Genomic DNA, 24,416 nt, shown 5'->3' on the forward strand with positions numbered 1-24,416 from the left:
TTTTTAAATAGAGTTAAAAAAAATCAGATTTTCAGAAAATTTACATTTTTCATAAAACTCAAAAATTAGATAAAACTTTTAAAAAAGCAGATTATTCAAAATAATATTCTTTATAAGAATCATAAAAATATTTTTTGATCTGTTTAGTGGATCACGTAATCGTTTTCGAAAAATTATCTAAAGCTTATCCAAATTTTATTTTTTTATGAAATAGGTTTAAAAAACATCCTAATTGTTCTTAAAAATTGAAAAAAATGAAAAAAATGGATTAAAAATGATCTTTAATACTTGAAAAAATTGCCAATAATTTAAAAATCAGTTTGTTTTTATGCTTTTTTTATAATTACATTCGAATCAAGCTTACGCTTTCAAATCCTAATTAAATTCTGAAAAACATTCAAAATTTATCCTAAAACCTATGATGTATTTCTCAACCCTGTTAGCAAACGATTTGGCTGTGCCAGTTGAAGTCTCTACCGCACTTGCCGAAAATCTGTTTACAACCAACAACGTCTGGATGATGTTGTGTACCGCACTCGTGTTCATTATGCACCTTGGATTTGCCACAGTAGAGACCGGATTCGGTCAGGCAAAAAACACCGTTAATATCCTGTTTAAAAACACAGTCACCCCGGTTATCGGAATCCTTAGCTATGCAGCTGTGGGCTTTTACCTCATGTATCCAGGATTTGAAACCCCAGGTTGGTTTAGTTTTAATACTGCCGGATGGAATATGTTTTGGTTTTCACCAGGCAGCGCGGATGTGACCGCCGGATATGCTGCGGGAGGATACACCTATTGGACTGACTTCTTGTTTCAGGCTATGTTTGCTGCAACAGCTGCCACTATCGTCTCCGGTGCAATTGCGGAGCGAGTTAAGCTTTGGGCTTATCTGATTTTCACTTTGATTTTTGTAGGGATTGTATACCCCCTAATCGGAAGCTGGCAGTGGGGTGGTGGGGCTCTGAAAGCAATGGGATTCTATGACTTTGCAGGGAGCACTTTGGTCCACTCTGTTGGTGGATGGGCTGCCTTGGCAGGTGTGATCCTAGTCGGGCCAAGAATTGGAAAATATGTAAACGGACAGACTGTAAATAAGCCAGCTGTAAGTGTGCCTTTGGCAGTAATTGGAGCTTTCTTGCTTTGGTTAGGCTGGTTTGGATTTAATGGAGGCTCCGTTTTGTCTGCTAATCCGGCTTTAGTTTCACTTGTTTTGGTAACCACCTGTTTGGGTGCATGTGCAGGTGCGATAGGAGGTTTATTCACCTCTTACATTGCTTTCAAGCGACTTGATCTTGGGATGGTACTTAATGGAATACTGGCAGGGCTTGTTGGAATTACCGCAGGTGCAGATGTCATCACTCCAGGGGCAGCAATTTTGATTGGATTCATTGCAGGGATTTTGGTGGTTTTGTCATCAATTTTTCTAGACAAGTTGAAACTTGACGACGTGGTAGGAGCAGTTTCAGTGCACCTAACCTGTGGAGTTTGGGGTACCCTTGCAGTAGGGATATTCTCCACCAACCCTGATCATACCTTCCTGACTCAACTTACTGGTGCTGCCATCTGTGGGGCAACAGCATTTACATCCGCTTTTGTAATCTTTTACATCCTTAAAGTAACTATCGGTATCCGTGTATCAGAAGAGCACGAGCGAACTGGTTTGGATTCTCACGAGCACGGAATCCGAGGATACACCATCGTTTTCGATAAGTAATCCAAAGAAAAAAAAAGAACCCCGTCCGGAGAAAAAAACGCGACTCTCTTTCGACCGGACCGGGGATCTATTGGTCAACTCTATCATTCACCAACAATCAAAATTAAAATGAAAAATCATGTACTACTACTTTTGGTACTGCAATTGTCAATTGGACACGCAGTTTTAGCTCAAGTCGAAGAAAAAAAGAAAGAAATCCCTTCGATTTCTACCGATGACCTTGGAAAAAAATCTCTGCAAGCTAGGTCTTCAATGAATGTAGACAACAATTCTATTTTAGCCTCAACGGTAGAAGCCAGTTCTTTAGCAAAGATGCCCAAAAACATCTCTGCCCAACCTGAAATTGATAATCCTGCAACTCCAGATTCTATCCTGGCCGCCGAAGAAGTTGAAATAGTAGAATCCGGAGGAAAGCTGTCAATCTCGGGTTACATAGACTCCTATTACTTTACTAATTTCAACAATCCAGCATCAAGGGACAATATGGGGGTATCTGGTGTGGGGCGTGGCTTCGACAGAAAAGTAGATCAATTTGCTCTAGGGATGGTCCAAACAGTATTCACTTATACAAATGAAAAGTCTGAGGCGGTGCTTGACTTGGCCTATGGTCCTAATGCGCAATATGGAAATTATGGGAATGTGCCAACATCATTACCGGCCTATGGATATCAATTAGGTAAAGACGATCTCTTTTCAGCTCTAATTATTAAGCAGGCATACTTTAAGTACAATGTCACCGAAAAATTATCCTTTACTCTTGGGCAATTCGGAACTCATATCGGCTATGAATACATTGATGCCCCACTTAACTTTTTTTATTCCATTAATCATACTTTCAATAGTGGGATTCCTTTCTATCATACAGGTTTAAAATCAAGCTATACATTTAGTGATAAAGTCTCCTTGATGTTGGGAGTTGTTAATGGGTTTGATTACGTTCAGGACAACAATCGCTCAAAGGGATTGATTGGGCAACTTTCCTTAATGCCTGTAGAAGGCCTCAATATTTATTTCAATTACATCAACACAAATGAATCCAGTGCAGATGAGCTAGGGAAGACTCCCGATGGAAATTTCACCGTGTATGATCTTAACGGCGGCTATCAAGTTTCTGAGAAATTCCATATTGGCTACTGGGTAATGTTTGGCTCTCAGAGAGGGACCCTAGGCTCTCCCGGTACTTTTGTTCCGGCAGATGGCGATGTGATTAGCACTAAAACTTGGTATGGAGCCAATCTTTATCTTACTTATGCGCTGGGCGATATTGTTGATATAGGCCTAAGGGGTGAGCACTTTAACAATGAAGATGGCGCAAGGGGATTGAGAAATTACGATAACGTCAGCGGTTCGTTTATCGGAACTTCAGTTAATTCTTTCACTTTTACTACGAACGTTAAACTGGCAGATGGTCACCTCCTATTGAAGCCGGAATTGAGGATGGATGTTTTCAAGAAATTGGATGACACCGGTTATGAGCAGGGTTCTCAACAGTTTATGGATGCGAATGGGTTATTTACGAAGAATAGTCAAACAACATTTGGTGTTGCTGCGATTTATAAATTCTAAAGACTAAATCGGTGGATTTTCTTTTTAGCCAAGGGTCTTGAATATATTCAAAAGAATAAAACAGGGTCTATTGTTGATAAAGCCGGAGTGAGTTTCGCTTCGGTTTTTTTTTATGAAAAAGTTTAAATAAAGGTATTCTATAAAGAACCAAAATCCATTAGGCCTAAAAAAGGCTGGATTCACTAAATTAAAAGCCCGATCACACGATCGGGCTTCTTTTTTAGAGGTCTGTTTCCCGTTCCAACATCAGAATTGCTGCTTGGGAAACGATGTAATATTTTTCGCCTTCATACATCACTTCATGGGCTCCGGAAAGTAAGAAAATAGCCAGATCCCCTTCCTTAGCCTGAAGAGGTACGTATTTGACTTTCTCGTCTGAATCCATCCATGGTTCGTTTTCTTCCACCGGCATTGGAATCGGATATCCAGGACCTGCTTTAATAATGTAGCCTTGCTGGACTTTTTCTTTCTCCTGAACTCCCGGAGGAAGGTAAAGGCCGGATCCGGTTTTTTCGTGTGGCTTTTTCAATCGGATCAAAACCCGGTCTCCAACCACAATCAGTTTTTTCAATTTATTGTCTGCTGTAAGTTGCATTTTGTTGAGGATTTGAATTATGAAACAAAAGCCAAGAGTCTTGATCTGAAAATCTTGATTCTTGGCTTTTCAAAAGGAACGGCATCTACTTAAAAGCAGATGCCGTCTAAATTGGTTTTAGAAAACTTATTTCTTGTCTTCGCTTACCTCTTCGTAATCTACATCAGATACTCCGTCACTGGAACTACCTGCTCCAGCCCCTGCATCAGGGCCAGGCTGAGCTCCCGCTCCCTGGGTAGAGTTATACATTTCCTGAGATGCAGCTTCCCAGGCTTTGTTCAAGTTGGCCATGGAAGCGTCTACCCCTTCCAGGTTTTTAGATCCATGAGCTGATTTCAACGCTTCTAAAGCAGCGTTGATATTTGCCTTGTTCCCATCGGAAAGTTTGTCACCGTATTCTTTCAGTTGCTTTTCAGTCTGGAAAATCAGACTGTCGGCTTGGTTGAGCTTTTCGATTTTTTCTTTTTCAGCCTTGTCAGAAGCAGCGTTTGCTTCAGCTTCACGCTTCATGCGCTCGATATCATCCTGAGAAAGTCCGGAAGAGGCTTCGATCTTGATCTTTTGCTCTTTTCCGGTTCCTTTATCCTTTGCAGACACATTAAGAATACCGTTGGCATCAATGTCGAAAGTCACTTCGATCTGAGGTACACCTCGTTGAGCCGGTGGAATATCTGAAAGCTGGAATCTACCGATAGATCTGTTATCCTTGGCCAAAGGTCTTTCTCCCTGTAGTACATGGATATCTACTGCAGGTTGATTGTCCACTGCGGTGGAGAATACTTCGGATTTCTTTGTAGGAATAGTTGTGTTTGCTTCGATCAGTTTGGTGAATACACCGCCCATGGTTTCGATACCCAAAGAGAGTGGGGTTACGTCCAAAAGAAGTACGTCTTTTACTTCTCCGGTCAATACACCACCTTGGATTGCTGCTCCGATTGCTACCACTTCATCAGGGTTAACCCCCTTTGAAGGCTTCTTTCCAAAGAATTTCTCAACTTCTTCCTGAATCTTTGGGATTCGGGTTGATCCACCTACCAAGATTACCTCATCGATATCAGCTGCAGTCATACCGGCATCTTTCAAGGCCTTGATACATGGATCCATGGATCTTCTGATCAAGGTTTCTGATAGTTGCTCAAACTTCGCTCGGCTTAGGTTTCTAACCAGGTGCTTTGGACCTGTTTGGGTCGCCGTGATATATGGCAAGTTGATTTCAGTAGAAGCAGAGCTGGAAAGTTCGATTTTGGCTTTTTCAGCAGCTTCTTTCAAGCGCTGAAGGGCCATAGGGTCTTTTCTCAAGTCGATCTGCTCTTCGGATTGGAATTCCGCAGCCAACCAGTCGATGATGACTTGGTCAAAGTCGTCGCCACCCAAGTGTACATCGCCGTTGGTGGATTTTACTTCGAATACCCCGTCACCCAATTCCAGGATGGAAATATCGAATGTACCTCCGCCAAGGTCGTACACTGCGATCTTCATGTCCTGATTTTTTTTGTCCATCCCGTAAGCCAAAGCAGCTGCTGTTGGCTCATTGATAATTCGCTTTACTTCAAGACCTGCAATTTGTCCTGCTTCTTTGGTTGCCTGACGTTCTGCATCGTTGAAATAAGCAGGAACAGTAATAACTGCCTCTGTTACGGTTTGGCCCAAGAAGTCCTCTGCTGTGCTCTTCATTTTCTGAAGAATCATCGCTGAAAGCTCCTGAGGGGTATAAGATCTGTCACCGATTTTTACAACTACGGTGTCATTTGGGCCTTGCTCTACTTTGTAAGAGGCATGCTTTTTCTCTTCGGAGACTTCAGAGAATTTCTTGCCCATGAATCTCTTTACGGAGGAAATGGTGTTAGCTGGGTTGGTGATGGCCTGACGTTTAGCAGGGTCGCCAACTTTGCGCTCTCCGTTTCCATTGTCCAGAAAAGCCACGATAGATGGAGTGGTTCTTCTTCCTTCGCTGTTTTGGATGACTACAGGCTCGTTACCTTCCATTACGGCCACGCAGGAGTTGGTGGTACCCAAGTCAATGCCTATAATTTTTCCCATGATTATATAAGTTTTATGTGGTTGCTGATTTAATACAAACCCCATTGTTCAAGGTATGTGCCACCTGATAAAAACAGGTTTTTTGTGTCAGTTTGTCAGCTAAACTGCCATAGGATTGGAAAGGGAAAATACCATTTGTCATTCCTTCGGTACAGCATCCAACAGGATTTGGCAGTTTGCACATGAAGATCCTAGCCTTACGCAACCCTTTCAGATGCTTCTGCATCTCTTGGGTAATGATCCTTTTTTCAAATTCCAGAAATCGTGAAAGGGCCAAATGGGTCTTGGTGTTCCTGCTTGGCCTGGTGATAATTCTTGTCTCCAGGTATGTGACGATTTTTCCTTTTTTGCTCAAGGGATTAATACAATCTTTTGTTTGACCAAGAATTGACTTTTCAAGGCCATTTGAAATCTCTCACGGTTGATTAATATCCCTCAGTGTGTCACCTGTGTCCTTTTTGATTTCATCCTCTATCTTTTTTACTAGATAAAATCCAAACAGATTTTGATTGCTTGTATTTTTAGGAATGGAAAAGCAATTGGTCGTTCAGGATATTTTTATTTACCCAATCAAATCTCTCGGAGGAATTCGATTGATGGAATCGGAAGTGGAGGAAAGAGGTTTTCGCTATGATAGACGATGGATGCTGGTCGACGAAGAGGGGATGTTTGTCACACAGCGGGTATATCCTCAACTGGCGTTATTGGGAGTAAAATTGGGTGAAGGAGGATTGGAGGTTTTCCACAAAACTGATCCTTCCAAATGCATTGAAGTGCCCTTTGATCTCGCTACGGGTCCGGAAGTCATGGTTACTATTTGGGATGATCAGGTTTTGGCAAAAGCCGTTCATTCCGATTTTGATCGATGGTTTTCTGAGTTTTTGGATTTTAAAGTACGCTTGGTGGTTTTACCCGAAACTTCACACCGAAAAGTCGATCCACGCTATGCTGTAAATGGTGAATCGGTCAGTTTTGCAGATGGAATGCCTTACCTGATTATTGGTCAAGAGTCCCTGAATGAATTGAATTCCAGACTTGATTCCCCAGTACCCATGGATCGCTTTCGACCAAATATTGTTTTTTCAGGCGGGGCTCCATATTTAGAGGATTCACTTAGGGAAATAAAAATCGGAGGCTTAGGTTTCAAAATTGTAAAGCCATGTGCGCGATGTGTCTTGACTACTGTGGATCAGCAGTCAGGCAAGCAAGGCAAAGAACCGCTCAAAACGCTCTCTTCCTACCGATCAGTTAACAACAAAGTATACTTTGGTCAAAACGTAGTCGCACTCAGCCTCGGTAAGATCAGGATAGGTGATCCCATTCAAATCCAGAAATAAAAAAGCCGAATTCCTTTCGGAATCCGGCTTCGCGCTTTTCAGATCTGTCCCATTAGAAGCTGAAACCTGTTGTCAATTTGAAGAAGGAGTCGTTGGCTTCTACCAAATCAGTTCCGAAGGAAAATCTCGCAAATGGACCTCCCGTAGGTTTACTGAACTGAACATATGGGCCCAGCCACTGATACACATCCGTAGAAGTCTCCACATTGGACCCGCCGGAGTTGATCAGGTGCTCATAGTGTGCTCCCAACGAGAAAAATTTACTTGCCCTGAAACCAAGATTTAACCAGTAGTGGGTGTAGGCAAGTGTTGTGCCGTTGGCTGGTGCTTCGTCTCTAAGGGGTGCATAGTAGCCGAAGTAAAACTGCCCTTCTACTTTTTCTTTCAACAGGTTTACAGTCAGGTTAGGAACAATACCGTCCCCAAATATTGCAGGGCCACTGGTACCTGAGCTTAGCAGGTTACCTCCGAGGAAACCAATCTGAGGATTGATCGAAAGCCCCTTTGCTGCTTGGAAGTTGGCTCCCACGCCAAACTCAGTCCAATTGCCCCAACCAGCACCGGTTCCACCTCCCCAATGAATACCATAGAAGGTAAACCGGGTTTTGCCTGAGAAGCCGTAAGAACCTTGAAAAGTAGGGTAGAATCCGAAAAATTGATCGGAATTCAGTGCAACAGAAAAGTTGAACTGCTTTTCTTCTTGGGCAAAAACCCCGTTGGTGAACATCAGTCCGCCTACTAGCGCCATGCTGGTCAATTTTAGCCAGCCCGTCAATTTTGTAAGGTGTTTTTTCATGAATTGTTAGGTTTGGTTTGAAATAGGTTTTTTTAGAAACTGGTTTCTGAAAGAAATAGAGAATTCTTCCTTTACCTCGTTGAAATTAGAGGCCTATTTTCTAAAAATCAATTTTTTATTAAAAAAAATGCAAAAAAATCGATGTATAATTATTGATTTTGTAAAATATAAATACTTTTTATGCAAAATGTATCAAAATGAAAAAGGGGCCTAAGCCCCTTTTCTTTTCTGTTTTGATCTGTTTATTGAAAATCTTTAACTGTTTGTATAAATATCTTGACCATTTCAGGATCAATATCCGGATAGACTCCATGTCCCAGGTTTGCAATATGCCTTGATCCTTTAAACTGCTCCATCATTTCGATAGTGGCTTGTCTTATTTGGTCAGGATTGCCATAAAGTGCCGCTGGATCCAAGTTCCCCTGTAGGGTTTTGGTAGGTCCGATGAGTCTTCTGGATTCCTCGATCCCCATGTTCCAATCGAGACCGATGGTCTCACAGCTTAGTTTTGACATTGACTCTCTAGCGAAAAATGCGCCTTTGGCAAAAACTGTCTTCGGCGCCTCGGTGATCGCATCACAGATCTGAGTGATGTATCTGAGCGAAAATTCTTCATACTGTTTTGGCCCCAATATTCCAGCCCAACTGTCAAAAATTTGAACCAGATCGGCGCCTGCTCGGATTTGGGCCTTGAGATAGTTGATCGTGGAATCAGTAATCAGTTGGAGTAACTTGTGGGAAAAAACCGGTTCCCGGTAAAGCATTTCTCTCGATTTAGAAAAGGTCTTGCTGCCGCTTCCTTCAACCATGTAAGCAAAAATAGTCCAAGGTGCACCTGCAAAACCGATCAATGGAACCCGTCCGTTCAGGTGTTTCTTCGTAATCTGGATGGCATCGATTACGTATTTGAGATCGTTGTCTCCATCTGCGACCCGCAATTTTTTAAGATCAGATTCGGATCGTACAGTTTGAGGAAACCAGGGTCCACGTTTTTCTACCATTTCATAGGGCAAGCCCATTGCTTCAGGGATGACCAAAATGTCGGAGAAAATAATGGCTGCATCCACTCCTAATATGTCCACAGGCTGAATGGTAACTTCGGCTGCTAGTTCTGGTGTTTGGGCAAGTTCGATGAATCCACTTACAGATTCACGGACGGCACGGTATTCGGGAAGGATTCGGCCGGCCTGCCGCATGAGCCAAACCGGAGTTCGTTCTGTCTTTTCACCTCTGGCTGCCCTTAGCAGCAGATCGTTTTGGAGTTGCATGGCGCAAAGATAAGCGCCAAATTTTTTGCAGCAGAATTACCCTAAGAATAAAAAAACAAAGCCCGGATTTCCGGGCTTCGCTTGTGGTATAAGTTGGTTTACTATCAATTTTTTCTCTTCAATTGGACTTTTTGGAAATCCTCTTCTTCAATTCCCAACATTTGAGTTACGGCTTCATAATTCGTCCAATCAATTCTACTGCCCGTAAAATCTCCGGGAACGACAACAATACGGAACCTCTGATCCTGCGTCCAATCTGCGCTAAGGAGGGAATAGTCCAATGGGCCATCCAGAAACAGTCTGAAGTCATCTTTGGTAAAATCATAATTGTACATCAGGACTCCCTGCTCAAAAAACACAGTTTGCGGCAATGCTCTCCAGATTGGTGTTTGCCCGGCTCTTTCCCATTCGATAAAAGCCAGAACAACATCGCTACTTACGATCGGAGGATCAAAGTCAAAAACTGCCTCATAGTTGTTGGCTTTAGTAAAGTCCGTCTCCACTTCAAAAACTTCCGAAACGATATTGACACCGGGTTCACCTCGTTCACCTTGAGGACCTTGTGGCCCTACAGGCCCAATTGGCCCCTCACACGCCTGAAATGCAATCAGCCCGATCAGCGCAAAAATGGATGTGATTCTTCTCATAATAGTGATTTAGATTTCTTCCTTTCACGGCATGTACCGTGCCAGGGTTGGTTAAAAATCCCTAAAACCACTAAATCATCGAATCGGGGCAATGACTTGTACTTCTTCCTCGCTGATTATCTTATCGATAAAAATTCCGGTCAGTGTGAGATTTTTTTCTTTCGCAAATTTTTCCAGTTCTCCCTTCACCGTATCGGGTCCTGGCATTACCCATTTGTTTCCCCGAATGGTAGCCAGCAGATAGCTGCTTTCTAAAAAAGATTTTGATTCAAGATCACCCACTGGAAAGGGTAGATCCAGGCCGACAAATACCACCAAGGTGTCCAATTTTCCGGCAGGTTCGAGGTAGTAAATGGTATGAATCTTTTTGCCTGGGTTGAGAGGAACCAGAGCTTCAATCTCCTGAAAAGTTTCCGCCATCTTTTTGTCCAAAGGTATTCCTTTGTAGGTCCTACCCGAGAGCGTTGGAGGTGGAGAATCCACCAATTCAATTAGGATGGGGTTATTTCCTCCAAGCCGATCAAATCCATAAAAGGCAAGAGCAAAAACCACGAATAAAATTCCTAAGGCAATACCGACTTTTTTCATCTGTTGTTAACTGTTTATTTTAGGCCAGATGGAATCGTGCATGATCAATAACTATCCCTTCGTGGGTCGTTTTGAATAGTGACCGATTTCATAAGCTTAAAACAGATACCTCACCCCAATTCCTCCCTGACCTTTGAGGTTGATCCGGTCAATCAACTCGACAAATAATCCGATTTCAGCAAAAACACTGATCGGAGTTTCATCAAAGTAATATTCAGCCCCACCAAAAGCCTCCGGCCCAAAGTCGAAATTGGTGCGCTCCTCGAGTTGTACAGGCTGATTTGGATTGTTGGTGTTCAGGACATAGGAATACTCCAAATTGGTAGTACGTAACTGGACCCCGGCACCCGCATAGCCCAATAAATATCCTTGAGTGATTTCAAAAACATCTGTGATGTCCTCATGCAGGGCCATTCTGAAATTGATTGAAACACCCCGACTTGCTGAGTGCCCGAGGTAAAATGCATTCGATGCTGGTGGATTACTTTCAAAATCTTTTTTGTAATAATCCGATCCGTTGATTCCTCCTCCGCCAAGCATCACTTCGTATGAGAGGTAATCTTCAATAAAATCTTTGTAAGTAAGGGAAATAGGCTCTCCAATTCTGATCCCAGCGCCTCTTTCCTGAGCCAGACTCAAAATTGGGGCTAGTGCAAATAGTAACAGTAATCGAATTTTCATGGTAATTGGTCTAGTAACAATGAGATTAGATTGCCATGGTTTTGAGTTGCATTTGGTGCAGTTGTGTATAATAACCTCCCAATTCTAGTAGGGATTCATGCGTCCCGGTTTCTACAATTTCACCTTTGTGCATGACGATGATCTTATCAGCTTTCTGAATGGTAGACAATCTGTGTGCGATCACGATGGAGGTTCGGCCTTTCATCATTTTTTCTGTGGATTCCTGGATCAGCTCTTCGGTTTCGGAATCGACCGAGGAGGTGGCCTCATCCAAAATCAAAATTTCAGGATTGTAGACCATGGCCCGTACAAAGGAAATCAGCTGCCGCTGCCCCACAGAAAGGGTGGATCCGCGTTCCATCACATTGTAATCCAGGCCTCCTGGTAGTCGTTCAATAAACTTTCTCGCGCCTACATTCTCCGCAGCTTCCAGCACTTGCTCCCTTGTAATGGACGGATTCCCGAGGGTAATGTTGTGATAGATGCTGTTGGAGAAAAGGAACACATCCTGGAGGACTACCCCGATGTGTTTTCGCAAAATACCCAACTCGTATTCTCGGATGTCTGTGCCATCGATATAAATGTGCCCTTTGTTGATTTCGTAAAAGCGAGAAATCAGGTTGATAATGGATGATTTTCCGGCCCCGGTAGCACCGACCAAAGCTATGGTTTGGCCTTTTTTGACCTCGAAACTGATGTTTTTTAGGACATATTCCTCATCGTTGTAGGCAAACCAGACATTTTCCAAACGGATATTTCCCTGAATTTTTTCCGGTTTGTAGCTTCCTTCATTTGCAATATGTTCAGAGCTGCCGAGGAGTTTAAAGATTCTGGATGAACTTACCACGCCCATTTGAAGCGTATTGAATCGGTCTGCAATCATCCGTATCGGTCTGAAAAAAAGCTGGAGATACATGATGAAGGAAATCAAAATTCCGATTTGCAGTTCCAATCCCAATACACCGACAGCTCCATACCATACGACCAACCCTATCCCGATCGCCTGAATAATTTCGGCAACCGGAAAGTAAACTGAATAGTACAATACGGAGCGAATGTGGGCCGATGCGTGCTCCCTATTGATTTCTTTGAATTTTTCAAATTCCCGTTTTTCCCGGTTGAAAATCTGGACAATGTTCATTCCGGTGATGTGTTCCTGAAGAAAAGAGTTCAGATTGGAAACAGCATTTCGTACATCATTGAAGGTGACTTTGATTTTTTCCTTGAAGACATACGTGGAAATAATCAAGAGCGGGAGTGTGCTCAGACTCACGAGGGTCAACTTCCAGTCGATGTAGAACATCACGCCCAAAATCGTAATGATTTGGAGTAAATCCCCAATGATCGCAGCCAAGCCTTCGCTGAACACATCAGCCAGCGTCTCAATGTCAGATACATTCCTCGTGACCAACCGGCCGATTGGTGTATTGTCAAAAAACTTCAACCGAAGTTTCAAAAGATGCCTGTAGAGTCTGGTACGGATGTCTTTAATGATTACCTGACCGATCCAGCCTGAGTAATAGGTGTGTGCCCACTGAACCAACGCCTGCAAAATCATCAGGCCAACCAGGATGTAAATGATTCGGATCAGCCCCACGGTATCACCCAAAGCCACATATTCATCGATCGCAATCTGGATGTAGTAGGGTCGGGTAGGTGCCAGGATCGCCATTGCTACCGTCAAAAACACCAGAAAGTAAAACTGGGGCTGATAGGGCTTTACAAACGTGTAAAGCTGCCTCAGTACTTTCATGTCGACGATTTCGCCGGAAGATTCTTTTTCTTTATCTAAGCTCAAAGTTGGTCAGTCTAGGTAAATGTCTTTGGGGTAAAGGATTTGGCTGAGGAATAGTCCCTTCGCAGGAGCAGCTTTCCCGGCTTTTGCACGGTTGCGGGACAGGATGAGTTCATCCATATCTTCGACTTTTCTGAATCCCAGCCCCACTTCAATCAAAGTTCCTACAATTGCACGTACCATACCACGCAAAAACCGATTTGCGGTAATATGGAATAACAATTGGTCATCCTTTTGTTCCCAGCGGGCTGAGAATATTTGACATCGGAAATGGGTCACCTCCGTATGTACCTTACTGAAGCATTCAAAATCCTCATGCCGAAGCAGGATCTGAGCTGCCTGATTCATTTTATCCACATCCAGTGGATGAAAGTAAAGCCAGGCCAAGTCATCCAGAAATGGACTTTTACGGAAAATGATCCTGTAAAAGTAAGAGCGCTGAAATGCATCAAAACGGGCATGTGCATCGGGCTTGACTGGACGGACGGAGTGAATGGCTATTTCTCTGGGAAGGATGGAATTGATCCCTTTCAGAAAATTTTCCCCAAGTACTCCTTCCTTCAGATCAAAATGGCAGACCTGCATCGTGGCATGGACACCTGTGTCGGTTCGGCCACTTCCCATTACGGTGATCGGCTGTCTGAGGTAAGTGGAAAGCGAGCTTTCCAGGCACTCCTGAACGGTAAATGCATTATTTTGGATTTGCCAGCCATGAAAGGCAGTGCCTTTATAACTCAATTCCAGAAAATACCGCTTGGTCTCACTCATACGGCTGCAAAGATACAATTCCAGATCAATTACCCCCTAGCAGGGATGGATTCCTTGGTAATGCGCCGGGAAGGCTTTTTCTTTGCCCAAAAATTTGTAAAAAATGATTCAGCGAGTTCAAACCATTTTCCTGTTCTTGGTTGCCGCAGCCATGGGAGTCACCATCGGCACTGAGCTATGGTCACAAGATCTAACCGATTCCGGCCAAACTTGGTCCTTATCAGCTTTCGCACTGAGCAATGTGGATTCTTCGGGTGAGGTAATTCAGTCCACATCCAAATGGTATCTGGGTTCTTTGGCAGCGCTGGTTGGCTTGATGGCGGTGATCTCCATCTTTCAATACAAAAACAGAACCCGTCAGATGATGCTCAATATGATTAACAGTCTGCTCATGGTTGGTCTAGTGTCCGCCATCTTTCTGACCACCAATGGACTCAATACCGAGCTGGGTGTGGAAGTAGCTGGATCTTACAAGCCGGGATTCTGGGCAGTACTGGTGGCAATGGTGTTGAACATGCTCGCCAATCGGTTTATCCGAAAAGATGAAGCACTAGTTCGATCGGTGGATAGAATCCGATAAAAGGCGAAGCCAGTAATCAAAAACTGGCTTTTTTTATTGTTTCAACTTGTAACTTGATCAAAAATAGTACAACCATGAGATTCGAAACCCTCAGCATTCATATCGGAAATCAAATTACCGACTCCACCCGTCCGGTGGTTCAACCCATTACCCTAAGCACCACTTTTGAACACGGAAATGGGAAGATGCTTTATTCCCGGGCAAACAATCCCAACAGGCAATCTCTGGAAGAATTGCTTGCCGCGCTGGAAAAAGGGGAGGATGCCGCTGCATTCGCCTCTGGAAACGCCGCCGGAACTGCTGTTTATCAAGCCTTGCCCCCAGGTTCCCATATTGTTGCGCCGGATGACATGTATCATGGCTTGCACAATTCCATGGTTCAGCTTTTTGCGGGAATTCATGAGGTGACTTTTGTGGATATGAGTAATCTGGAGGAAGTCAAAAAGGCAATCCGTCCCAATACGAGACTTTTTTGGGTGGAGTCTCCGTCAAATCCCCTTTTGAAAATCACCGATATCCGAAAGATTTCCGAATTGGCCAAGGCTCAGGGAGCCATCTTGGCCTGTGACAATACCTTCGCAACTCCAGTTTTCCAGAATCCCATCGATCTGGGAGCGGATATTGTCATGCATAGTAGTACCAAGTATTTTGGAGGGCATTCCGATATTTTGGGAGGTGCCTTGATTACAAAAGTGAAGGATGCTTTTTGGGAAAAGATCCGAATTGTTCAGCGGGTGGGTGGGGCTGTTCCGGCTCCAATGGATTGTTACTTGCTGTGCAGAAGTATTCGGACTTTGGCCTATCGGATGAAAGGCCACGTGGAGCATGCCACGATCTTGGCGGAATTTCTGATGAATCATCCAAAGGTTGAAAAAGTATTTTATCCCGGATTGAAATCCCATCCGGGTCATGAAATTGCAGCTTCTCAGATGACTGGTTTTGGAGGGATTGTTTCTTTTACAGTAAAAGGCGGTGCTGAAGCAGCAGATCTGATGGTCTCCAAACTTCATTATTTTGCCAATGCAACCAGTCTTGGCGGGGTGGAAAGTCTGATCGAGCGTAGAGCTGCGGTAGAAGGCCCAAATTCCAAAACCCCTCCTAATTTGCTCAGGGTTTCAGTAGGGCTTGAGCACACTGATGACTTACTGGAGGATTTGGCTCAGGCGCTGGGTTAAAGGCTTGAAAAATTGGAATCGACAACCGTTAAAACTCCCGAGTTTTAAAATTCAGATTTAACAAATATGGCCCCGGGATTATTCCCGGGGCCATTTGTTTTATTTGTATATCTCAACAGGCCAGTGATCATTTCCAAGATCGATATCCGGAATCACTTTGTCCGGATCGATTTCCACTGCTGTTATTTTTTTGGAGGTTTTGAAAAGGTGTGACCAGGAATCTCCCCGCTGCCAGATTTCAACAGGAAGTTTTATCCGCTCTTTGGACCCGTCTTCAAAAGTGACTTCCATGAGTACAGGCATCGGGATAGTTCCTTTGTTGATTAGATTGATCACATAATTTCCACCATATGGTTGGATTGAGCTGATTCCCAAGTCGATGTTTCCATTGCCATAAAACCACCCTTTCCAAAACCAGGAAAGATTTTCTCCGGCAACGTTCTCCATATGGTTGAAGAAATCAGTGGGTTGAGGGTGCTTGTAAGCCCAAGTTTTGATGTACGATCGGAATGCATTGTCAAATCGCTCCGGCCCCAGAATATACTCTCGAAGCATAATCAAGCCAATCGCCGGTTTAATGTAAGCTACCATCCCCAGGTTTCGGGTGTCGGTGACATCGGGATAGTTGTCGATGCCCTCGCGGCTTTCGCTGGTAAAATATCCGTTGAAACGACGGGTTTGATTTAAGTCCGAAGCGTACTCTCCGTTGTTAAATGCATTGGAACTGTAGTGATTGATGAAGGAATTGAAGCCTTCATCCATCCAAGCGTAGCGGCGCTCATTAGTTCCGACTATCATCGGGAACCAATTGTGGCCAAACTCATGGTCTGTTACTCCCCAAAGAGATTCTCCCTTTGAATTATAATGGCAAAAATTCAATCCCGGATATTCCATGCCGTTGATTTCAGCAGCGACATTGGAGGCAGTTTCGTACGGGAATTCATACCATTGTTTGGAGTAATATTCGATGGAAGCTTTGCTATATTCTGTAGATCTGGACCAAGCATCCTGACCGTTACTTTCAAGGGGATAAACAGATTGTGCCAAAGCGGTTTTGCCGGAAGGAAGATTGATTCGGGCGGCATCCCAGATAAAGGAATGGGATGTGGCGAAGGCGATATCTCTTGCATTTTGAATGCGGAAATGCCAAGTCACGGTGCCATTCTGCTTAGGTCGGGTGAGTTGGGTGTTTTTGATTTCCTCGGGGGAGACTAAGTAAACTGTTTGGTCGCTTTGAGCTGCTTTGGCATAGCGGGATTGAAGTTCTTTGCTAAGTACTTCAGTAGGATTCATCAATTTACCGGAACCAACTACGATGTGATTGTAAGGGACAGTCACTTTGTAGTCAAAGTTTCCGTACTCCAGATAGAATTCACCTGCACCCAAGTAAGGCTCCACGTTCCAGCCTTCGATCTCGTCAAAGACGGCAACTTTTGGGTACCATTGTGCGAAAGCATAAATCCAGCCGTCCTTCACTTTCAGTCTACCCATTCGGTCCATGCCTTTCTGAGGGACTTTGAAGGAAAAATTCATTGAGACAGTTGCTTTACCGCCTTTCGCAGGAATCGGTTCAGCAAACCACACCTGCATCCGGGTGTCATCGATCAAGTGCTTGGAAGAAACTGCCCCCTTTACTCCGACTTTTGCAGCTACTTGGGATATGGCATAGCCTCCATCGGTGTCCCCGTTGTAGCGATTGCCTTGGATCGGGGTTGTCAAAGTTCCTCTGGAGTCTGGGGTGAACCGATTTTGTTCAAGCTGAAGCCAGATAAAATCCAGAGCCTCGGGACTGTTGTTGGTATAGGTGATGGTAACTTTTCCGGAAAGCGTGTGGTTAGCTTCATCCAAGGCAACTTCGATTTGGTAGTCGGCTGCATTTTGCCAATAGGCTTCTCCCGGTTTTCCGGAGGCGCTTCGGTAGCTATTTCCCTTTCGGTCCAAAAACTCCGAAAAGTCTTTTTGATTATTGTCTTTGCCCTGCTGTGAAAAAGCAGGAAAAGAAGCTGTCAGAATAAAAGTGGACAATATTCCACCTAGAATACTCAATTTATTCATGGTACTTTTCTATTTGCACTCAAAATAGGGACAAATGCGCTTTTGACGAACTTTTTTTATTCCAAGCCTGTGACTTTTACCTTTTTTTGAAGTTAGTTCAGTGTTGGATGGTGAAGAAAAACCCCTTTACCTTTGGTTCCAAGTTTCAAATTACCTCGATGAAGAAAGCACTATGGGTGGGAGGACTGATAGCAATTGCCTTGCAGGCAAATGCCCAAACCGACACCACTACCCGAAAATTGGATGAAGTGATCATCCAAGAAAACCGGATTCAAATTCCTTTTTCCAAGCAAAGCAGAAATCTGTCGCTTGTCGATCGGCAGCAGATTGAAACCACCCCGGCGCGTAGTCTCCAGGAAGTGTTGAGTTTTGTCCCTGGTGTGGATGTCCGACAGCGAGGCGTGACAGGCGTCCAGGCGGATATTGGGATACGTGGCGGCTCTTTTGAACAAACACTGATGCTGCTCAACGGGATCAAACTCAGCGATCCCCAGACAGGCCATCACATGATGAATATTCCTGTTCCCTTGGTCAACATTGACCGGGTGGAAGTGTTGAAAGGTCCAGCTTCTCGAATTTTTGGCCAAAACGCCTACACCGGTGCGGTCAATGTGATCACAAGCCTGAGCGAAGTTCGAAGTTTGAGACTGCAAGGGTATGCGGGTGACTTCGGGATGAAAGGGATCAATTTTGCGGGGTCACTACCAGTCGGGAACTACAAGCAAAATCTAGCGATTTCTTATGATGATTCTGATGGGCACCAATACAACTCCGACTACCAAGTAAGCAACGTATTCTATGAGGGAGGTGTTGATCTCAATGCTAATCATTCCCTCCGTGGAATGGTGGCTTACACCGACCGGACTTTTGGTGCAAATGGATTTTATACTTCTGCTTTTCCGGATCAATGGGAAAGCATACAGACCAGCTTGGCCTCTTTGGCTCATTCTTTCACCAAGGATCGGTTTTCCCTCAACACCCGGACTTATTGGAGAAGAAATAACGATGAATATCGCTTGCGAAGAAATGAGCCTGAATTTTATCAAAACAATCACACCTCAACTGTTTTTGCAGTAGAATCCAACGGTAGCTATAAAAGCAAACTCGGAACCACTGGCTTTGGGATAGAAGGGCGAAAGGAGTCTATTGAATCCAATAATCTCGGAAATCACGAGCGGGAGCTTTTTGGCGTTTTTCTGGAGCAATTGGTCAACTTGGGAAGCAAGACTGACATCCGGGCAGGATTGTATTCCAATTACTATTCGGAATATGGGTGGAAGCATTTTCCAGGGATGGAAGTCGGATTTCAAGCCTCGCCCGCTTTGAGATTCTATTCAGGTGTTGGATCCAGCTATCGGATACCGACTTACACAGATCTGTATTATCGAGGACCTACCAATATTGGAAATGAAAACTTGGTGCCGGAGCAGGCGCTTTCCTTTGAAGTTGGGGGAAAATGGACTAAAAATAACTGGAGAGGGGAGCTGGTCTATTTTAACCGGACCAGTGATAACCTAATCGAGTGGACCCGAAATACGCAACGGGAGCCTTGGCAACCTCAAAATTTCAATGAGGTAGTTTTCAACGGAGTGGAGGCTTCCGCTTACTACCGTACCAATCCCAATGGACAGCCTTTTCAGGTCAGGGAATTGATGATTTCGTACAATTACATCGATGCGGAATTTATAGAGACCCCCGGTCTTGAGTCACGTTATGCCTTGACCGCATTGAGAAATCAGGTAATTGGCGGAGTGCTCTTGGGATTTGGGAAAAAAATCGAGTGGAATACCAAAATGCGCTACGTGGAGCGCATTAGTCAAGATCCTTACTTTCTGCTGGACATGCGGGTGGATTACAACCGACTCGGGAAACTTGGATTCTTTGCTGAGGCTTCCAACATCACTGATTCTGACTATATCGAGGCTGGCACAGTTCAGATGCCGGGGAGATGGTTTAGAGCAGGGTTTATGCTGAATTTGCAATAAGCAAATGGAAGCTTTTTCTTGAATCTTGGACAGCTTTTGAAATCAATTTTCACTATGAAGACTGTCTTTATTTGCCATAACTACAAGGATGAATCTTTTGCCAGTATGAGTTATTTCTTGGGAAATCACTTGACTGAAGAAGGCTATCGAGTAGTTTTTATTTCCAAGGATCCGTATTTCGAAGAGCAGGTTGTAAAGAAAATAGGAAATGGCGAATTGATTTTGACTTCCTGGCCTAGTAAAGTGAAATCCACTGGAATTAAAGATTTCAGCTGGTTTTTCAAATTGTACAAAAAGTACCTCCCGGAAGTTATCATAGGTCATCATAATGGAAGTATAACTTCGAATATTACTGCCAAATTCGTCGGAGGAAGCAGAACAAGGAAAATCGATTACCACCACATCAATTCTAAGGCTATTATCGAAGCAAAGGGGAAAATGGACTTGAAGCTTCGGTTTTTTTTCCTTCGAAAATCCCTCTTTTACCGGCTTTTCTGTGACCAGGTTATTTGTCCTTCCCAACATGCATTGGAAGATTTGGAAGGGTTTTTTAAATGCCGAAAAGGAAGAGTTATCTTAAATCCTTTGCCGGATCGAATGGGTATTTCCAAGGAAAAGAATCAAGATGGATTAGTGTTTGGTTTTTTGGGAAGGCTTGATCGAAACAAGAATATTTTGACCTTGATGGATGCCTTTTCTAAGTTGGATGAGGAGTATTCGGGAAGTCCTATTCGCTTAAAGATTGCAGGAGGTGGGGAGCTCGAAAAAGAAGTTCAAAAAAGGAGTGGCGCCTTTTCCTCAATAAATTACCTAGGATCGATTCCCTATTCTGAAGTGAACGATTTTCTACAATCCTTGGATTTTTTGATCATTCCCTCAAAATCAGATGTTTTGCCCACAGTTGGAATCGAAGCATTGAGGAACGGTATTCCCATCATTATTACACCACAGGTTGGGCTTGTGGATTTTTTAGTGGAAGGGGAGGAATTTTTACTGACCCAAGGTGACACGAATTCATTGTATTTGACTTTGAAAAAAGTTAAAGGACTTTCAAGCGAGGATTATTCCTTCCTAAAAACAAAAGCCAGAAAGGCATTTGAGCGGAATTTTCAACTAGACGCCTATATAAAAAGCATGAAGATGTCACTCAATCTCTGAAATTAAGCCCCTTATTTTCATTGTATTACTTTTTTTGAAAGGAAAATTATTAGGGTCTCTATTGCATTAAAAAGTTTACAGATTACCTTTGCATTCCCTTTCGAAAGGAAAGGAAAATGGAAGTTTAGCTCAGCTGGTTCAGAGCATCTGCCTTACAAGCAGAGGGTCGGGGGTTCGAATCCCTCAACTTCCACATTTTATTAATACCGAACGTACTTCGGAAGTTTAGCTCAGCTGGTTCAGAGCATCTGCCTTACAAGCAGAGGGTCGGGGGTTCGAATCCCTCAACTTCCACTTAAAGCCTCAGAATCTTTCTGGGGCTTTTTTATTTTTGTTTATGGCATGCGGTTTCTACATTCTTTTTTCGAAGTCAAAAAACACGTTCTACATCGGCCATACTTGCGAAGGATTGGCTGAACGACTTCGAAAACATAATTCCAAACATAAAGGCTTCACAGGTGGATCTGCGGATTGGGAAGTGGTCTATTATGAAGAGCACACTGACAAAACAGCTGCCTTCCGCAGAGAAAGAGAAGTGAAATCATGGAAATCTAGAAAAAAGATTGAGGAGTTGATTTTGAAATAAAGCTTGGCTGCTGGTTCAGAGCATCCCGATGCAATCGGGAGGGTCGGGGGTTCGAATCCCTCAACTTCCACTTAAAGCCTTAGAATTTTTCTCGGGCTTTTTTATTTTTTAAGTATTTGACACAGATTTCCCCGGAAAAAGCCACAGATACCAATAGATTTTTTCGAGATCAAATTTTTCCTTTTTAATCCAAGGTCTCCCAAAATTTCTAATACCCATATTTCCCTTTCCACTTTCCTGACAGATAGTTTCTCAACTCATTTTCGCGGGCATTTTCTCCTGGCTCATAAAGCTTAGTGCCTTTGATTTCATCAGGTAGAAATTCCTGCTCGACAAAGTTACCCGGGAAGTCATGGGAATATTTATATGCTTTGCCATAATTCAAGTCCTTCATCAATTTGGTTGGAGCATTTCGTAGGTGAAGGGGAACGGAGAGGTTTCCGGTTTCTTTTACCAAAGCCTGGGCCTGATTGATCGCCAAATAGGCAGCATTGCTTTTTGGCGAACTCGCCAAATAAGTCACGCATTGGGAAAGGATAATTCTGGACTCAGGATAGCCGATGATTTTCACCGCTTCAAAGCAGTTGGTAGCCAAAAGCAAGGCATTGGGATTGGCATTGCCGATATCTTCGGAGGCCAGAATTACCAGCCTTCGGGCAATAAATTTGACATCTTCGCCTCCCTCAATCATTCGTGCCAACCAATACACCGCTGCATTCGGATCCGAACCACGGATTGATTTAATAAATGCCGAAATGATGTCATAGTGCTGTTCTCCGGATTTGTCATACAATGCGACTTTCTGCTGGGCGATCTGCATCACTTTTTCATCCGTGACCACACAAGGATTTTCGTTGACACCATCTATGACGATTTCCAAAAGATTGAGAAGTTTGCGACCATCACCGCCTGAAATTCTCAGTAAAGCATCCGTTTCTTTGAGCTCAACCTGTATTTTTTTCAGATCCGCATCTTTCTCCAGGGCCTGCTTCATCATGGCCTCCATTTCGGATCTTCCCAGAGGGTTCAATGTGAATACTTGGCAACGGGAAAGCAGTGCCGAATTGACTTCGAAGGATGGATTTTCAGTGGTTGCGCCAATCAGCCGAATGACTCCCTTTTCTACCGCACCGAGTAATGCGTCTTGCTGGGACTTGTTGAAGCGATGGATCTCATCAATAAATAAGACGGTGCCCCGCTGAAACTTGGCTTTGTCAATAACTTCCCGGATGTCTTTGACGCCCGAACTGATTGCACTCAGGGTGTAAAAAGGCGCCTTGATCTCGTTGGCGATGATATTGGCAATGGTAGTCTTGCCCACTCCAGGAGGTCCCCATAGGATTAGAGAAGGCACATTTCCCGACTTGATTGATTTATAGAGAAAAGAAGAAGGTGCTGACAAATGCTCCTGACCGATCAGGTCTTCCAGTCGGCTGGGGCGCATGCGTTCGGCTAGGGGAGTGGGGTTCATTTTATTAGTTGCAAAACATTAGACGCTAGAAATAAAGCTTTTAGGAAGTTGGGACAAATCTGAGATTCTGGATCTTTTATCTTAGATCTTAATTTTTCCCAATCCTTTTTCCAAACTCATCCAACTGTTCATCCCCAAAATCCAAATGGGTTACGAAGCGAACCAAGTCTTTTCCAAACTTGACCGACTTGATATTTTGCTGAGCCAGTTTTTTCATGAATTCCTCTGGAGTGGTGCCTTCCAATCGTGCAATCACAATATTGGTGGCTACCGGGAAAATCTCCGATACCACTGGCAATTTGCTGAGCATTTCGCCCAAACTACGAGCTCGGGCATGATCTTCTTTGAGTCGATCTACTTGATGATCCAAGGCATAAATCCCTGCTGCAGCAAGGAATCCCGCCTGTCTCATGCCTCCGCCGAATACTTTTCGGACTTTTCTGGCCCGCTTGATATCGACTTTTGTTCCTAAGAGAACAGATCCAATTGGGCAACCCAAGCCCTTGCTAAGGCAGATGGAGATCGTATCGAAATGTGCTCCCCAATCGGAAGGACTTTCTTCTGTCTCCACTAAGGCGTTGAAAAGTCTAGCGCCGTCCAAATGAAGCTTGATCCCCTTTTCCCTGCAAAGTGCATGGATTGGCTTGATTTCATCCAAGGTATAAATGCTGCCCCCGCCTTTGTTCATGGTGTTTTCCAGAGAAACCAAGGTAGTTTCGGGAGCATGCACATCGTCCGGATTGATGGATTCGGCAACTTGTGTGGCGGTGATCTTTCCCAGATCTCCAGTCAACAGTTTCACAGAAGCCAAGGAATTTGCCATGATGCCTCCGCCTTCATACAGATAAATGTGAGAATACTGGTGACAGATCACTTCCCGTTGTGGACCGGTGTGAAGCCGAATCGCGATCTGATTGGTCATGGTTCCTGAGGGACAGAAAAGCGCTGCTTCCATTCCGAAGAGTTTGGCGATTTTCTCCTCGAGGGCATTGACGGTTGGATCTTCTCCAAACACATCATCGCCAACAGGGGCAGCAAACATGGCTTCCTTCATCCCCGGAGTTGGCCGGGTCACGGTATCACTTCTTAAATCAATCAGCATAATGGTTACTTATCGTCTTTTTTAAAGAAAATGTCCAGGCTGCTTTTCCGCTTTTCGAAGATCTCTTCCATATCTGACAGTTCGAGATTCAGCGCTTTGGTGGAAATCTGGATTTCGATCAGAGAAATTCCGAGGGAAATCAGCAGGGAAAGCATGCTGATCACAAACACCCAATTGGCGGCGGCAGTGTAGCCTTGGAACAGCAAATACATACAAATCACGCAGAGTAAAAAGCTGAAAACTCCGAAAAGCTGCATGTTTTTTATGAGCGTCAGCCTACGGCGGAGGTTGTGAATCTGCTCCACGATGATTTCCTGATCGGGCTCTTTGAGGTAATTTTTATGCAGACCTCTGATCAGAGTAGCGATGGCTAAAAATCGGTTGGTAAACGCCAGCATCAGCAGCGTAATCGCAGAAAAGAGCAGGGCAGGAGTGGAGAGTTGGAGTTCCATATAGGTCAAGGAAAGTGATTTCAGAAAAGGTAAGTTCAGGAAAAGGCATGAAAT

At 43.9% G+C, this 24,416-nt stretch carries 21 protein-coding genes and 3 tRNA genes; 11 read left to right on the plus strand and 13 right to left on the minus strand.

Annotated elements, in window-relative coordinates; translation table 11 throughout:
• The first annotated feature begins 418 nt into the window (after positions 1–418).
• Complete coding sequence (locus D0X99_RS14020) at positions 419–1,717, plus strand: ammonium transporter (protein WP_119478478.1); 1,299 nt, start codon at positions 419–421, stop codon at positions 1,715–1,717.
• Positions 1,718–1,825: 108 nt separating this feature from the next.
• Complete coding sequence (locus tag D0X99_RS14025) at positions 1,826–3,283, plus strand: porin (protein WP_119478479.1); 1,458 nt, start codon at positions 1,826–1,828, stop codon at positions 3,281–3,283.
• A 220-nt stretch (positions 3,284–3,503) separates the two neighbouring features.
• On the opposite strand, the gene D0X99_RS14030 is transcribed toward D0X99_RS14025, so the two are convergent.
• Entirely contained in the window at positions 3,504–3,878 is a 375-nt protein-coding gene (locus D0X99_RS14030; protein ID WP_119478480.1) for a co-chaperone GroES, read from the minus strand.
• Positions 3,879–4,004: 126 nt separating this feature from the next.
• Positions 4,005–5,918, minus strand: coding sequence for a molecular chaperone DnaK (gene dnaK / locus D0X99_RS14035; protein ID WP_119478481.1), 1,914 nt, complete (start codon positions 5,916–5,918; stop codon positions 4,005–4,007).
• A gap of 509 nt (positions 5,919–6,427) precedes the next feature.
• On the opposite strand from dnaK, the gene D0X99_RS14045 reads away from it, so the two are divergent.
• Positions 6,428–7,255: an MOSC domain-containing protein gene (locus D0X99_RS14045; protein ID WP_317133431.1), complete on the plus strand. Its 828-nt coding sequence runs from the start codon at positions 6,428–6,430 to the stop codon at positions 7,253–7,255.
• Between the two features lie 52 nt (positions 7,256–7,307).
• Here the strand turns inward: D0X99_RS14045 and D0X99_RS14050 are convergent, their stop codons facing one another.
• From D0X99_RS14050 to truA, 7 genes are all read right to left on the minus strand, one after another.
• Positions 7,308–8,051, minus strand: coding sequence for a DUF6733 family protein (locus tag D0X99_RS14050; protein WP_233553727.1), 744 nt, complete (start codon positions 8,049–8,051; stop codon positions 7,308–7,310).
• Between the two features lie 242 nt (positions 8,052–8,293).
• Positions 8,294–9,319, minus strand: coding sequence for a uroporphyrinogen decarboxylase (hemE, locus tag D0X99_RS14055; RefSeq protein WP_119478483.1), 1,026 nt, complete (start codon positions 9,317–9,319; stop codon positions 8,294–8,296).
• A 104-nt stretch (positions 9,320–9,423) separates the two neighbouring features.
• A complete protein-coding gene (locus D0X99_RS14060) occupies positions 9,424–9,966 on the minus strand; it encodes a collagen-like triple helix repeat-containing protein (protein ID WP_119478484.1) in 543 nt (180 codons plus the stop codon).
• Positions 9,967–10,041: 75 nt separating this feature from the next.
• A complete protein-coding gene (locus tag D0X99_RS14065; RefSeq protein WP_119478485.1) occupies positions 10,042–10,554 on the minus strand; it encodes a hypothetical protein in 513 nt (170 codons plus the stop codon).
• Between the two features lie 96 nt (positions 10,555–10,650).
• Positions 10,651–11,235 (minus strand): hypothetical protein, encoded by a 585-nt coding sequence (locus D0X99_RS14070; protein ID WP_119478486.1) that lies wholly within the window; start codon positions 11,233–11,235, stop codon positions 10,651–10,653.
• 25 nt (positions 11,236–11,260) lie between these two features.
• On the minus strand, positions 11,261–13,033 hold the full coding sequence (locus D0X99_RS14075) for an ABC transporter ATP-binding protein (protein ID WP_119478487.1): 1,773 nt from the start codon (positions 13,031–13,033) through the stop codon (positions 11,261–11,263).
• 6 nt (positions 13,034–13,039) lie between these two features.
• Positions 13,040–13,798: a tRNA pseudouridine(38-40) synthase TruA gene (gene truA, locus D0X99_RS14080; RefSeq protein WP_119478488.1), complete on the minus strand. Its 759-nt coding sequence runs from the start codon at positions 13,796–13,798 to the stop codon at positions 13,040–13,042.
• A gap of 103 nt (positions 13,799–13,901) precedes the next feature.
• Between truA and D0X99_RS14085 the strand changes: the two genes are divergently transcribed.
• Both D0X99_RS14085 and D0X99_RS14090 read left to right on the plus strand, forming a co-directional pair.
• Entirely contained in the window at positions 13,902–14,378 is a 477-nt protein-coding gene (locus D0X99_RS14085) for a DUF4293 domain-containing protein (RefSeq protein ID WP_119478489.1), read from the plus strand.
• Between the two features lie 74 nt (positions 14,379–14,452).
• On the plus strand, positions 14,453–15,553 hold the full coding sequence (locus D0X99_RS14090; RefSeq protein WP_119478678.1) for a trans-sulfuration enzyme family protein: 1,101 nt from the start codon (positions 14,453–14,455) through the stop codon (positions 15,551–15,553).
• A 99-nt stretch (positions 15,554–15,652) separates the two neighbouring features.
• Here D0X99_RS14090 and D0X99_RS14095 read toward each other — a convergent pair whose 3' ends face one another.
• Entirely contained in the window at positions 15,653–17,608 is a 1,956-nt protein-coding gene (locus tag D0X99_RS14095) for a M1 family metallopeptidase (protein WP_119478490.1), read from the minus strand.
• A gap of 158 nt (positions 17,609–17,766) precedes the next feature.
• Here D0X99_RS14095 and D0X99_RS14100 point away from each other — a divergent pair, with 158 nt between their 5' ends.
• The 6 genes from D0X99_RS14100 to D0X99_RS14125 all read left to right on the plus strand — a co-directional run bounded on the left by D0X99_RS14100 (position 17,767) and on the right by D0X99_RS14125 (position 21,407).
• A complete protein-coding gene (locus D0X99_RS14100; RefSeq protein WP_119478679.1) occupies positions 17,767–19,593 on the plus strand; it encodes a TonB-dependent receptor plug domain-containing protein in 1,827 nt (608 codons plus the stop codon).
• 54 nt (positions 19,594–19,647) lie between these two features.
• Positions 19,648–20,751 carry a glycosyltransferase family 4 protein gene (locus D0X99_RS14105; protein WP_147392236.1) on the plus strand — a complete coding sequence of 368 codons (1,104 nt, stop codon included), beginning with the start codon at positions 19,648–19,650 and terminating at the stop codon, positions 20,749–20,751.
• A 118-nt stretch (positions 20,752–20,869) separates the two neighbouring features.
• Positions 20,870–20,944, plus strand: a tRNA-Val gene (locus D0X99_RS14110).
• A gap of 26 nt (positions 20,945–20,970) precedes the next feature.
• Positions 20,971–21,045 (plus strand) — tRNA-Val (locus D0X99_RS14115).
• A 43-nt stretch (positions 21,046–21,088) separates the two neighbouring features.
• Positions 21,089–21,337: a GIY-YIG nuclease family protein gene (locus D0X99_RS14120; protein WP_119478492.1), complete on the plus strand. Its 249-nt coding sequence runs from the start codon at positions 21,089–21,091 to the stop codon at positions 21,335–21,337.
• Positions 21,337–21,407, plus strand: a tRNA-Cys gene (locus D0X99_RS14125). Before D0X99_RS14120 ends, D0X99_RS14125 begins: the two co-directional genes overlap by 1 nt.
• Positions 21,408–21,545: 138 nt before the next feature.
• Here the strand turns inward: D0X99_RS14125 and D0X99_RS14130 are convergent.
• The 3 genes from D0X99_RS14130 to D0X99_RS14140 all read right to left on the minus strand — a co-directional run bounded on the left by D0X99_RS14130 (position 21,546) and on the right by D0X99_RS14140 (position 24,362).
• A complete protein-coding gene (locus D0X99_RS14130) occupies positions 21,546–22,808 on the minus strand; it encodes a replication-associated recombination protein A (RefSeq protein WP_119478493.1) in 1,263 nt (420 codons plus the stop codon).
• Between the two features lie 88 nt (positions 22,809–22,896).
• Entirely contained in the window at positions 22,897–23,910 is a 1,014-nt protein-coding gene (locus tag D0X99_RS14135) for a threonine aldolase family protein (protein WP_119478494.1), read from the minus strand.
• A 5-nt stretch (positions 23,911–23,915) separates the two neighbouring features.
• Positions 23,916–24,362, minus strand: a complete 447-nt coding sequence (locus D0X99_RS14140; protein WP_119478680.1) for a DUF2721 domain-containing protein — start codon at positions 24,360–24,362, stop codon at positions 23,916–23,918.
• Positions 24,363–24,416: the final 54 nt, after the last annotated feature.

Source organism: Algoriphagus lacus (genome assembly GCF_003583985.1).
In the GTDB taxonomy this organism is placed as follows: Bacteria; Bacteroidota; Bacteroidia; order Cytophagales; family Cyclobacteriaceae; genus Algoriphagus; species Algoriphagus lacus.